Below are 12,754 nucleotides of genomic sequence, written 5' to 3' on the forward strand. Positions count from 1 at the left end.
TCATATTTTAAGTATGTGGAAGGATAATATTATATATAACATCTCTTTTGTCAACTCAATTAATGAAGGGAAATCTGATTCAAACGTCAATTTATGGACCTCATTGATTCCCCTGGAATGCGTATTCTTCTTGAACCCGTTTCGCCGATCTGGTATTGAAATGAGGAAGCTCATAAATGACAAAGATGCGGTCGTGGCGGAATTGGTAGACGCGCAGCCTTGAGGTGGCTGTGGTGGAAACATCGTGGAAGTTCGAGTCTTCTCGACCGCACCATTTCTCATTATGATCAAATTTGTAGTATGGATATTTTGTCGAACCTTAAAATCAACACCTTTTTCGAAAGTGGTCCCGGAATTTGACTCAAGAGCAAAAACCCATAAAGCCGGATATTTACAAGGACTCCCTTGACTATCACCGATATCCTACCCCTGGTAAACTCTCCATACATCCCACAAAACCGTTAGCGGATCAACGGGATTTGGCACTTGCTTATTCCCCGGGTGTTGCGGCTGCGAGTCGGGCAATTGCGGAAGATCCAGCTGAAGCAGCGACGCTGACTTCCCGCAGCAATCTCATTGCCGTGATCTCCAATGGCACAGCCGTTCTTGGCCTCGGGAACATTGGACCTTTGGCTGCGAAGCCTGTCATGGAAGGAAAAGCGGTTCTGTTTAAGAAGTTTGCGGGCATTGATGTGTTTGACCTTGAAATTAATGAGAACGATCCGGACAAGTTAGTGGACATGATCGCCGCGTTAGAGCCCACATTTGGGGGGATCAACCTGGAAGATATCAAAGCCCCTGAATGCTTTTATATTGAGAAAAAACTCCACGAACGGATGAAAATTCCCGTCTTTCATGATGATCAACATGGCACCGCCATTATTGTGGCTGCAGCAATTCTGAATGGCTTGAAGCTCGTCAATAAAAACATCTCCGCAGTGCGACTGGTGACGTCTGGTGCTGGGGCAGCTGCAATTGCGTGTTTAGATCTGCTGGTTGCCTTAGGTTTAGCACCAAAGAATGTGATCTTATGCGATCGCGAAGGGGCGATTCATAAAGACCGCAAAGATGATATGGATGAGAGCAAGCGTCGCTATGCGGCGGATACCCCCCACCGGACATTGGCGCAATGCCTGAAGGATGCGGATATATTCTTGGGCTTATCCGCTGGCAATGTGGTGAGTGGTGATATGATTAAGCCCATGGCGCCAAATCCTTTGATTTTGGCATTGGCAAATCCAGATCCTGAGATCTTACCCGAAATTGTTCATGAAGTCCGCCCCGACGCCATTATGGCCACGGGACGCACCGACTACCCAAACCAGGTCAATAACGTCTTGTGTTTCCCTTTCATCTTCCGAGGCGCACTCGATGTTGGGGCGACCACCATCAATCAAGAAATGAAGATTGCGTGTGTTAAAGCCATTGCCAACCTTGCCCATGCGGAAGGGTCTGATGTGGCAACGAGTGCTTATGGGGGAGAAATTCAAAACTTTGGCCCCACTTATATTATTCCCAAACCTTTTGATCCACGACTCATCATGGAGATTGCGCCGGTGGTGGCCAAGGCCGCCATGGACACGGGCGTGGCGACACGGCCCCTGGCTGATCTTGAGGCCTATCGTCAGAAAATGAGTGAGTATGTGTACCGCTCTGCCATGGTTATGAAACCCATCTTCCAAAAAGCCAAAGCCAACCCGAAGCGCGTCGCCTTTGTGGAAGGGGAAGATATGCGTGTCCTTCGTGCGGTTCAGATTCTGGTGGATGAAGGCATTGCTAAGCCGATTCTGATCGGTCGACCCGCGGTGATTGAAAAACGCCTCAAGCGATTAAGTTTGCGCGTGAAAGAAGGCGAAGATTTTGAGATCATCGATCCAAACAAAGATAACCGTTACAGCAGTTATTGGCATGCCTATCATGAACTCATGGAGCGCAAAGGCATTTCTCCGGATGTTGCGCGTATTTTAACGCGAACCAGTCCAACGATTATCGGTGCGTTGACCGTCCACCTTGGCGATGCTGATACGATGCTGTGTGGGGCAATCGGCCGGTACCATATCCATCTCGGCCACATCCGCCAAATGTTTGATTCTAATCTAGAGAGCGACAAAGTCTTTGCGGCCTTAGGGGTTTTGATCCGGGAAGACGGAGTGTTGTTTATTTGTGATCCTTATGTCAATCCAAACCCAACCCTCGAGCAGATCTGCCAAATGACCTTGATGGCGGCAGACCAGGTCCGCTGCTTTGGCATTAAGCCGAAAGTCGCCCTTCTCTCCCATTCCAGTTTTGGGGCCGGCACAACAGAAGCCGCCGTTAAAATGCGCTTGGCTACCGCGTGGCTTCAAAAAAATGCCCCCGATCTTGAGGTTGAAGGAGAAATGCATGCGGATGCGGCTCTCTCGAGCCCCATTCGTCAAAACATCTTTCCAAACTCCAAGCTGTTAGGTGAAGCCAACCTCTTGATTATGCCGTGCATTGATTCGGCTAATATTGCCTTTAACATGGCAAAATCCCTTTGGAATGCGCTGACCGTCGGGCCCATTCTCATGGGCTGCCCAAAGCCGGTTCACATCATGACGCCTTCCGTCACCCCACGGGGTATCGTCAATATGGCTGCCTTGGCCGTGGTGGATGCGGAATCCAAGCGAGGGTAGGAGGCGTAGCACTTCTACCCCTCTTTTACGAATAAATGATAGCTTTATTTACTTTACAGGGGGACTCCATTTATCAACCCTTTATTACGACCCTGCCCTGAATGAAAACTTTAATATGGTATTTTTTAGCTGTAGTATTCCTGACTCTAAAGAAAAGAAACAGCATCTCAAGTCATTAATATGATAGGGGAGCCTGAGGTTTCAAAAATTCATCAGACAAGAGAAAAATTCTTGGAAGAAACGGATCACTCTTATTCTATGCCGATTATGCTCAATCAGGAAAATTCATTTACGGCAAGGCTATTTATGGAACATGGTCAAGTTATAGGAATTAACGCTCAAGAGGTTAGACCAGAAGCGGATAAGACCGAGACAGAAACAGAGACTGAGGCTAAAGATAAAGAGAATGATGGCATATAAAGATTGACGCTTGAGAAGGATTTCAGGTATATACTAGTCAAACGATATATTATTTTAGAGAAAAAGGTGAATTATGGCCAATCATACATCCTCAAAGAAAGCAATTCGACAGATTGCAACACGTACGGAACAAAATCGGACACGCGTCAGCCGCGTTAGGACTTTTGTTAAAAAAGTAGAGTCCCTTCTTGAAGAAGGCAACAAAAAGGAAATCGTCGGCGCGATGCGCGAAGCTGAATCAGAAATCATGCGCGGTGTCACCAAGGGCACAATGCATAAGAATACAGCGGCTCGCAAAGTTTCTCGCCTGACAAAACGAGTGAAAGCCTTAACGGCCTAAAGCCCTTAAGAGATTATGTCGACTCCCTCAGCCCATCATTCTACAGACGTCGTCATTATTGGCGCTGGCCCGACCGGTTTGTTTGCCGTGTTTGAGTGTGGCATGCTGAAGTTGATTTGCCATGTCATTGATGCGCTGGATATGATTGGCGGTCAATGTGCAGCCCTTTACCCCGAAAAGCCTATTTACGACATTCCCGCTCACCCACAAATCACCGGTGAAGAACTGATCGATAATTTGCGCCAGCAAATTGAGCCGTTCAACCCGACCTATCACCTCGGCCAACAAGTCACAAACATCACTCCGGATGACGATGCCGGCAAAAGCTGGATTATTGAAACGTCTAAGGGCACCCGAATTCGCACGCGCACCATCATTATTGCCGCCGGCGTTGGCGCCTTTGGCCCGAATCGCCCGCCGTTGCCAGGTATTGAAGCCTTTGAAGGAACGAGCGTTCATTATTATGTGGGCTCCCGCGAATCTTATCGCGATAAAAATATTGTTATTGCCGGTGGCGGAGATTCTGCGGTTGATTGGGCCATTTCGTTAAGTGAAGTGGCGTCCCGCGTTTCTGTTGTGCATCGCCGTCCCAAATTCCGGGCAGCGCCTGAGAGTGAAGCCCGTCTCAAAGCCCTTGCGGATGCGGGTGTTATTGATATGGTTATTCCTTATCAACTCCATGGTTTAAGAGGAGAAAATGGACAGCTTTCAAAAGTGATCGTGCAATCTCTCGAAGGCGACACCAAAGAGCTCAACGCTGACGTACTGCTTCCCTTTTTTGGTTTGTCCATGAACTTAGGGCCTATTGCCGAATGGGGCCTTAACCTTGATAATCATCATATCACCATTGATCCCGCAACGGGCGCAACCAACCGCCCTGGCATCTATGCCATCGGCGACATTGCAACCTATCCTCATAAATTGAAGCTGATTTTGAATGGCTTTGCAGAAGGCGCTCAAAGTGCCCATGCGATTCGCCGATTCCTCTATCCCGAAGAAGTCTTACACTTCGAATATTCCACCACAAAAGGCCTGCCTATGGCAGCAAAAGAGGCTGCGACAGCGGCGTAAAGGGGTATGAACCTTGGCTTTGCGGTCATTTCCTTATGAATTCACATCCCTTTCATCCCCACCCTCCACTAAGGGTACCGTGCAGGTAATAGTCGTCCCAACCCCTTGGGTGGAGTCAATGTTAATGTCACCTCCATGGAGCTCAATGAGGCTCTTCACAAGGGAAAGCCCAAGTCCAGCGCCGATGTTTTTTGACTTCGGATAGTTGGGGCCTCTCTCAAAAAGTTTAAAGATGCGGGCGCGATCTTCATCGCTGATGCCAACGCCGGTGTCATGAACGGACAAGCAAAGCTCTTTGCCTCCATTGAGATCTCCCTGATCTTTTGTGAAAGCTTTGAGTTCAATACGACCACCAGAAGGCGTATATTTAATGGCGTTACTTAAAAGATTGAAGACCGCTTGTTTCAAGCGACGTTCATCTCCCACGAAAGTTTGAATCTCCGACTCATTTTTGTGAGAAATCTCCAGCCCCTGATCATGGGAGCGGTTATACACCAATCCCACAACACTGGACAAAAATGTGTCGAGATTCACCGGCTGTTGGGTCAGCGTCATTTGCCCTGCCTCAATGCTGGCCAAATCCAAGATGTCATTGATGAGCGCCAACAACCGCTGCGCTGAATCCACAATCCCGCGACAATAATCGAGCTGTCGCTCGTTCAAATTTCCAAAGTACTGGTTGATGAGAATCTCAGAAAATCCAATGACCGTATTCAAGGGCGCCCGAAGTTCATAAGACACATGGGATAAGAAGTCTGACTTAATCCGATCCGCTTGCTCCAGTGCTTGGTTGCGCTCTTGCAAGGCTTGCTCAAAACGCCAACGATCAGAAACATCAATGAAACTGAGCAGATGCGAACCATCCGGCAACGGAACATAGGCATACTGGATCATCGTTTTATCTGCCCGACTGAAACGACCCGTTTTAGGTACCCGATGGTTGATAATGGTTAAGAGGCGCGTCTGAAACTCATGCCATTCTTCCTCTTTGGAAAAGGAGGGGCGAATGAGAGCCAATATCTCGGTGGCATGACGGCCCGCAGTGATATCTTGAGCATTCACCTGCCAGATACGGGCAGCCGCTGGATTGCTGAGACGCAAGCGACTGTCGCTGCCCAACACAACAATCCCTTCATACAAGTGATCCAGTGTTTCTTTTTGAACCGCAATCAGCGTGTTGTATCGACGCTCCAAGGCTAACTTATCGGTCACATCGTCATACATATATAGGAGTCCCCCCAAAGGATGTGGAGCAATGAGGAGGCGCAATATCTGATCATCCGGTTGGTGAATCAGTTCTTGGATGGGCTGCAACAACGTTTTAAACAGCTGCAATCGCCCGCGCTTGAAAGCCTGGAAATCTGGATATTCAGGCAATTTACGCCGCTCTCGCATGTCTTGTAAGACATCTGCAAAGGTCGGTTTCGTGTGAAGCCAGGCCTCTTCATAACCGAACAATTTTGTATAGGCATTGTTAAAGAATTCGAGGCGCGTATCGGCCCCAAATACAGCAATCGGGGTTGAGAGTTGATGAAGGACTTCTTGGTGTGCTTGAATGTGTTTGGCAAGATCTGCCGCCATTTCCTCCCCATCCGTCAGATCCAGCGCATAGCCAACGGTGGCGCCTTCCTCATGGGCAACTTCCGTCATTTCAATGAGACGACGGAAACCATCGATGACAATATGTCCTCGCTGACTACTGCTCTGACCTGTGTTTCGAACCTTAAGGGCAAGATGATGAGGGCTGGTGCTGCGCGATTTTTCAATCAATTCCTTATGATCTTTGGCAACTTGCGCTGGTTCACTCTCTACGGCTCCCGCATAAGCTTTATTGCAAAAGATAACTTGGTTCTCAGCATTGCGGTACCACAAGGCCACCGGAACAACGTCGATCATCGCTTGCAGCATTTCGTGTTCGGCCCTTAAAGATTTGACTTCATCATTTAACCTTTGTGTTTCAAATGCCCGATCCGTAATGTCAATCACGGACAAAACAATCAGCTTTTGATCCTTTTGTAGGATTCGGATGCCTTCTACTTGCACAAGGGTTTTCTGGTCAAGAAGGGTCAACTTTTCTGTAAAGTTCTCCCCCTTTTCAAGAACTGTGTGAAGAGCTTGGTCAAGAATAAAAGCTGAGTGGTAATCAAACTGATTAGTGACATCCACAACTTCGATGGGATGTTCAAGATTAAGTCCCAACAACCCTGCAAAAGACTTCGAACAATGGACACGAGACTCTGATTCCCGCCACCAACAGCGGGCTTCTGGAATCCCTTCCAAAATTTTCCCCAAATCATCTCGCTCTTGGGAAATAAGCAGGTGCTGATCATATAAACGACGCATGTAGGTCATCACTGGCAAACCAATGATGCCAAGAATGCCCAAGATGAGCCCAAGCAACTCAAACCAATTTAAGAGAGGGGAAGTTGTTACAAGCCAATTAATCACGAGTGAGACCGCCCTTTGGTTATAAGACCCTGCTTGTTAAAATTTTAGCAGGTATTTTGTAAGTTCGGAAAGGTAAAAGGGAGGGAGGGATGAGGACAGATATACTATCCAAAGAAAACTCATCTCAGTGTGTTTATAAAACACAACTAATTAAGTCGTCATTGCAAGCGTTACAAGGCAATCGAGGGGCAAAGGACAACCTATATCATGCATTCTCAAGAGCTCATAGTGAATCTATATCACTCTTGTTGCCCATGGATTGCTTCTCCCCTCGACCCTAAAGGGTTGCATGGGGGTTTGCAGTGACGATCAAGGGATTTTTCGTGAATAAGGTCATCTAGACTCACCCTATTTAAAGCGTCTTCCCCATAACAATTGCCACATCACTCATGCGATTAGCAAACCCCCACTCGTTGTCATACCAAGACAGTATTCGGCAGAATTTGTCGCCAATGACTTGAGTTTGTCCAACATCAAAAATAGAACTTGCGGGATGATGGTTAAAATCGACAGATACAAGAGGCTCTGAGTTTACATCCAGAACGCCTTTGAGTCTGCCATTTGCAGCTTCGGTCATAAGTAAGTTAATTTCATCAGTGGTAGTCGAGCGTTTCGCCGTAAAAGTAAAATCGATGAGGGAGACATTGGGCGACGGCACTCGAATGGCACATCCATCTAGTTTTCCTTGAAGATCTGGCAACACTAACCCTAAGGCTTTGGCAGCCCCTGTTGAGGTCGGTATCATGGACATGGCAGCTGCGCGAGCCCGATGAAGATCTTTGTGAAGAGTGTCCACCAATCGTTGATCCCCTGTATAGGAATGAATCGTCGTCATATAACCAACATCAATCCCAATCCCTTGATGGAGAACATCCGCCACCGGCGCCAGGCAGTTTGTGGTGCACGAGCCATTTGAAACAACCAAGTGCTCGGCCATAATATTGGCATGGTTTACCCCGTAAACAACCGTTATATCAGCCCCTACTGCGGGTGCTGAAATCAATACGCGCTTAGCCCCCGCCGTCAGATGCTTTGCGGCTGCACTTCTTTCTGTAAAGAAACCTGAACATTCCATGACGATATCAACCCCGAGAGACGCCCACGGTAACTTTTCTGGGTTAGGCTCCGCAAACACATTTATGGGGCCAGAGCCGACATCCAAAGAATCAGCGGACGTTGTCACGGTTCCTGGAAAACGACCATGAACGGAATCATATTTCAGCATGTGGGCATTATCATGAATGGAACCCAAATCATTGATGGCTACCACATGAATGTCTTTGCGACCACTTTCGACAAGCGCCCGCAAAACCATCCGCCCAATACGTCCAAACCCATTTATTGCAACTTTAATGGCCATCTTATTTCCTCTTTTTTTTTCGCTGATACCCACCTCTTTGATGAGGATTATACGCTGGTCACCAATTTACGCAATACCCCATCCAACAATAACATAAAAGAGGTTTGTAAAATATTCACATACATATTACTCTTAATCATTGGCTGAATTGTAAATGCTCTTAAGTTGAGGTTTTATCTATGATATCTGTAGAAAATATACTCGAAAACTCTCAAGTGTACATTAAAAAAGTTCAAGAAGTATTGCCGAGAGCCCTACTTGAATTGGATCGTTTTCTTAGACCCACAATATTGTTTGCAAAGAAAACTTATGTTTTTATGACTGTAATCGTCTCAAAAATCTTCGATCTTTCGTCACTGACTTTGGGCAAAACATCTGAATTCACAATGAAGGTAATTGAGCAAGCTTGTGATATATACCAATTTGTCCACCGTAAAATACATGTATGGAAAATTATGTCCGTACGTCACCAATGGTACTCTAATAAGAAAGGGGAACTTTATAATCCAAAACTGAAAGCAACCATTTCACCTATCTGGGAATGCACCTGGAATCTTACCCGTTCCAACGAACATTTTGATGGGTTAGAATCCAAAGAGCGTGCTCAAGACATTGCCTTTAAAAAATGGATGAAAAGCCGTCTCTTGAGAAGGCGATTGGAAGAAAATAATCTTGCCAAAAAGATTCCCATAACGTTAACTCAAAAAATCGTTGCCAATCAGAAACTCCTGCCCAATAAAATACAACTCCGCAATGCTACCCTCGACGATACCCAAGAGATTTTAAATTTGATGGAACAAATGGGTTCCCTCACAAACGACCCCCGCTTCGTTGTTCGAATCCAAACTTATGTGGATAAACCAAACCACCACATTTTAGTAGCCACAAAAGGTAAATCAGTGGTTGGATTCATCGCGTTTGTCATTTATGACCTGTTTTTATCAGAAGGAAAGAGATGTCGAATAGAAGGAATGATTGTTGATGCAAAACAGCATGATTTGAGCGTGAAGAGAAAATTAATGCAGGCAGCCGAACAGTTTGCTCGTGAAAATAATGGAAAGGTCATCGACATGATCGATGGTACCTGTCGAAAAAGAGACGGTAGTCACGATTTTTATAAATTCTTGGGCTATAACAATGAAGGCTCTATGTCAAAAATCTATCTGAGAAAAGAATTATAAGCTCTGTCTCAAACCTTGGTCATTACCAAAATAAAGTGGGGATAAACCAACTTGCGAATCAAAACAACTTCTTCAATTTGAAAGCCCATATCTTGACACCAAGAACGACACTGGGCCATTGACTGTTCATGGGGATATTGACGATTCAACAGCAAGTCATGGAGCTTATTGAAAACGACAAGGGGACTCGAAGCATCAATGTCTTTTAGAACAAATCGCGCCCCTTTGCGCATTTTGGTATATATCTTCTTTAAAAACTCGGCTTGATTGTCTGGGGGAATATGATGCAAAACATCATTCAAATAAATGATATCGTATTGATCCCAGCCACCCAAGGTCAACGGATCTCCATTAAAATGACTAATTTTAACGTCCTTAATTTTCTTCTTCGCCAATACAATTTTTGCCTTCTTAACAACATCCAGGGAAATCTCAAACCCTTTCAAGATTTTTCCTGTGCCAGAGAGTTCAACCAGAAATATTCCAAGACCACATCCAATGTCCAAAACACAAGGATAAGGAGCAGCAAGCTGAATCAATGCCTCTTGCGGCATGATCCAATGACGAAATTTAACCTTCACGCGGTCCAAAAAACTCAACATATTTTAAGACACCCCCATCTCTTTAGCACGAAACCGCTGTATTTGACTAAGGCCCAGAACCAAAGCTATCGTCATATACGGGTTGAGATAACGAAGATCTGGCCAACAGAAGAAGTGAACTGAAATGCCCCCAAAGGTTGCGAGTGCAATCACTCGAACCACAGATGAATGTCCTTTAACGCTTAAGTAAAGACATCCCAACCAAGCGATTCCATAATGAATAGTCCCTTGAAAATGTTCCGAGAAGCGTGCCGATTCTTGAAAGGACTCGTTCAACCCGAAAAGATAGCTTATCGCTTGATAGTATAAAATTGGAGAAAGAGGTAAATTTTCTGGGATTTGGGATGCCTTTGAAAGCAGGAGAAACTCTCCTCCCAAAATATTATGGATGGGGATCAAAAGTATAGGGCTCAAACCAAACAACATCATAAATCGAGACATCCAAGGCATAGGGGAAAATGTCGTTGTAAAAAGATGGAGGGCTGCAAGAATCCCAACGAAGATAGCCAGATTTGGTCGTATTGACATGCTGATTGTCAGAAGGAAAAAGGCAACGAACCCCCACCCTACATTTTGAATACGTTTTATTAACAGTGTGAGAGAAATAAAGAGTAAAGCGTAAGCGACCCCCTCTCCATAGAGATCTAGCATAGAGTTGACGTACAACTTAAGACTCAGTCCTATCCAGTTAAACAAGGAGACAAAAGTCAAAAGGGTTAAGGTAACTGCGACAATGCGCTTTAAAAATAAAGAAAAGAATCTATAGAAAATAAGGGGCACAAAAGTAAGCAGGCAAAATTGGAAGATGTAGGCATCTCCAAAAAGAAGCATTTCGCTAAAACGCACATAGCGCATACCCGGCATAAAATAAAACACGCGTTCTGGAGAGAAGAGCGCTGCCCCCCACTCCCCGACCGCCCATTTTTCCAACATCTGATAAGGAAATCCATCATGAATGATGCCATCCATTCCACCTCGCGCAAGGATCCCCCATCGAAACATCTTGGCATGACTAAGCCATAACGAAAGGCCAGATAGAAATAACAGGGCTGATTGTATACGAAACTCTAGAGTCGGACGGATTGTGAACAGCCCAAAAAAGAGGAACCCAAGACCAAACACGAAACTCGCATATCGAGCGATATCATAAAATTTATAGACAGTCGATTTTTCAAGTCCAATTTTTAGATTATGGAGGCCACCTTCATCCCATTGCCCCCCGAATCCATAAAGAATGGCTCCTGTATGAATGTCCTGAAGGGATAGAATCATCTTTTGTGCACCCTCAGGAGGCTTTATGGTACCTTGTCGCTTGGAGGGAAAATCAAGCGTAAAGAATCCTTCAACATTCAAGGTCATCCCCACCATTTGGGGCGTAATCTCATAAGTGACGACAAACGGCAAAGCCTTTCGCACATAGGGACTTACGAGCGAAAAGAAATTATATTCAGGCCGATTGATCCATCCACTGCGCAAGGACAAAATACCTTCATCAATATCAATGGTTTTCACTAACCGCTTATCTTTAAAGCCTTGCCCATAACCATCTGCTGTCTGAGAAAATGGAAGTTTTGAGGGAGCTTTCAAAAATTCCCCCGGTGATATCAGATGTTGCTTCTCATCCATTAAGAAACGCGACTGTTCAGGAATCGCAAGCTGAGGCATGAAGTGCCCAAGCCCAAGTAACATAAGCCCGAAGATTGCTAAAATCGGTTTTGCCCGATCCCGCATAATACCGAACAAAAGCAGATAAGCCACAAGGACACAAAAAATATAATCAATGAGGCCTTCGAAGGGGCGCCCATGCGCCAAATAGATGACAAGAAGAAGCAGAATTTTGACGAGAACTTGTTGATTTACCAACCCCATCAAGCGATGCCTTTCGCCAGAACCCCAAATAGGATGACCAAGCCCCCTATGATATAGGAAACAGGATCTCGCAAAGCAAATATGACGGGATCTTGATTCATGTTCCCGCGTGTTGCAATCAACCATAGACGCAGCTTCCAAAACAAGAGGACATAAGCCACGCCCCATAAAAAGTCTGGATGGTGATACAGGGCGGCCACTTTATTAGAATTGATGTAGAGAATAAGAACCAAAATGGATAAAAGCCCGGAACTGATCCCAGCAATTTTGAGCAAAGAATCGTCCTCAATTTGATACCCGCGTCGAGTCATGAGCGGCTGTTCTTTGCGCAACGTTTTCTCAATTTCTGCCGTACGCTTCATAAAAGCAAGGCTCAGGAAAAAGAACACACAAAAAGCCAGTAGCCAAGACGAGGAGTCTATGGCGTTAATGACTTGTCCATAAAGCACCCGAATAGCATAGAGCGTACTTAAGCAAAAAACATCCCACACTGGCTGGGATTTTAGAGAAAAAGAATAGAGGAAAGTAAGGGCAATATACCCTCCAAGAACCCAAAGGCCTGCGGGGAGCCAAAGGAGCGAGAACAAAAATGTTGCCCCCAAAAGGATCAAGCTTAACCAAATACCCTCATCAATTGTAAGATCCCCTTTAGCAAAAGGGCGGTTCTTTTTTTCGGGGTGGTGGCGGTCATCCTCCACATCGACCATATCATTGATTAAGTAAATTGCAGATGCCGCCAGGGAGAAACAAATGAACCCTAAAACCCCCGTCAGAAGGGTGGCCCAAGTCAAATGATGACTCGTGAGAAG

General features: G+C 45.6%; 10 protein-coding genes and 1 tRNA gene. 6 read left to right on the top strand and 5 right to left on the bottom strand.

Annotation, left to right across the window (positions count from 1 at the left end):
- Positions 1 to 187 precede the first annotated feature (187 nt).
- The 5 genes from K2Y18_09740 (at position 188) to K2Y18_09760 (ending at position 4,485) form a co-directional block, all read left to right on the top strand.
- Positions 188 to 274 (top strand) — tRNA-Leu (locus K2Y18_09740).
- Positions 275 to 377: 103 nt separating this feature from the next.
- A complete protein-coding gene (locus K2Y18_09745) occupies positions 378 to 2,654 on the top strand; it encodes an NADP-dependent malic enzyme (GenBank protein MBX9806013.1) in 2,277 nt (758 codons plus the stop codon).
- Positions 2,655 to 2,834: 180 nt separating this feature from the next.
- On the top strand, positions 2,835 to 3,074 hold the full coding sequence (locus K2Y18_09750) for a hypothetical protein (GenBank protein MBX9806014.1): 240 nt from the start codon (positions 2,835 to 2,837) through the stop codon (positions 3,072 to 3,074).
- A 73-nt stretch (positions 3,075 to 3,147) separates the two neighbouring features.
- Complete coding sequence (gene rpsT / locus K2Y18_09755) at positions 3,148 to 3,414, top strand: 30S ribosomal protein S20 (GenBank protein MBX9806015.1); 267 nt, start codon at positions 3,148 to 3,150, stop codon at positions 3,412 to 3,414.
- 15 nt (positions 3,415 to 3,429) lie between these two features.
- Complete coding sequence (locus tag K2Y18_09760) at positions 3,430 to 4,485, top strand: NAD(P)/FAD-dependent oxidoreductase (protein ID MBX9806016.1); 1,056 nt, start codon at positions 3,430 to 3,432, stop codon at positions 4,483 to 4,485.
- Positions 4,486 to 4,518: 33 nt separating this feature from the next.
- On the opposite strand, the gene K2Y18_09765 is transcribed toward K2Y18_09760, so the two are convergent.
- Together K2Y18_09765 and gap are read right to left on the bottom strand one after the other, a co-directional pair.
- Positions 4,519 to 6,933 (bottom strand): PAS-domain containing protein, encoded by a 2,415-nt coding sequence (locus tag K2Y18_09765; protein MBX9806017.1) that lies wholly within the window; start codon positions 6,931 to 6,933, stop codon positions 4,519 to 4,521.
- 352 nt (positions 6,934 to 7,285) lie between these two features.
- Positions 7,286 to 8,293 (bottom strand): type I glyceraldehyde-3-phosphate dehydrogenase, encoded by a 1,008-nt coding sequence (gap, locus tag K2Y18_09770; protein MBX9806018.1) that lies wholly within the window; start codon positions 8,291 to 8,293, stop codon positions 7,286 to 7,288.
- 179 nt (positions 8,294 to 8,472) lie between these two features.
- On the opposite strand from gap, the gene K2Y18_09775 reads away from it, so the two are divergent.
- A complete protein-coding gene (locus K2Y18_09775; protein ID MBX9806019.1) occupies positions 8,473 to 9,474 on the top strand; it encodes a GNAT family N-acetyltransferase in 1,002 nt (333 codons plus the stop codon).
- 8 nt (positions 9,475 to 9,482) lie between these two features.
- On the opposite strand, the gene K2Y18_09780 is transcribed toward K2Y18_09775, so the two are convergent.
- The 3 genes from K2Y18_09780 to K2Y18_09790 form a co-directional block, all read right to left on the bottom strand.
- Positions 9,483 to 10,076, bottom strand: coding sequence for a class I SAM-dependent methyltransferase (locus K2Y18_09780; GenBank protein ID MBX9806020.1), 594 nt, complete (start codon positions 10,074 to 10,076; stop codon positions 9,483 to 9,485).
- Positions 10,077 to 10,079: 3 nt separating this feature from the next.
- Positions 10,080 to 11,945: a hypothetical protein gene (locus tag K2Y18_09785; protein MBX9806021.1), complete on the bottom strand. Its 1,866-nt coding sequence runs from the start codon at positions 11,943 to 11,945 to the stop codon at positions 10,080 to 10,082.
- Positions 11,945 to 12,754, bottom strand: an 810-nt coding sequence (locus tag K2Y18_09790) for a UbiA family prenyltransferase (GenBank protein ID MBX9806022.1), incomplete at its 5' end; no start/stop codon positions are given. The genes K2Y18_09785 and K2Y18_09790, both read right to left, overlap by 1 nt.

The organism is Alphaproteobacteria bacterium (assembly GCA_019746225.1).
Taxonomy (GTDB): domain Bacteria; phylum Pseudomonadota; class Alphaproteobacteria; order Paracaedibacterales; family VGCI01; genus VGCI01.

Bases quoted from the DNA above. Each gene is read 5' to 3' on its own strand.
- K2Y18_09750 (MBX9806014.1), top strand. From the start codon at position 2,835: ATGATAGGGGAGCCTGAGGTTTCAAAAATTCATCAGACAAGAGAAAAA.
- rpsT (MBX9806015.1), top strand. From the start codon at position 3,148: ATGGCCAATCATACATCCTCAAAGAAAGCAATTCGACAGATTGCAACA.
- K2Y18_09760 (MBX9806016.1), top strand. From the start codon at position 3,430: ATGTCGACTCCCTCAGCCCATCATTCTACAGACGTCGTCATTATTGGC.
- gap (MBX9806018.1), bottom strand. From the start codon at position 8,293: ATGGCCATTAAAGTTGCAATAAATGGGTTTGGACGTATTGGGCGGATG.
- K2Y18_09775 (MBX9806019.1), top strand. From the start codon at position 8,473: ATGATATCTGTAGAAAATATACTCGAAAACTCTCAAGTGTACATTAAA.
- K2Y18_09780 (MBX9806020.1), bottom strand. From the start codon at position 10,076: ATGTTGAGTTTTTTGGACCGCGTGAAGGTTAAATTTCGTCATTGGATC.
- K2Y18_09785 (MBX9806021.1), bottom strand. From the start codon at position 11,945: ATGGGGTTGGTAAATCAACAAGTTCTCGTCAAAATTCTGCTTCTTCTT.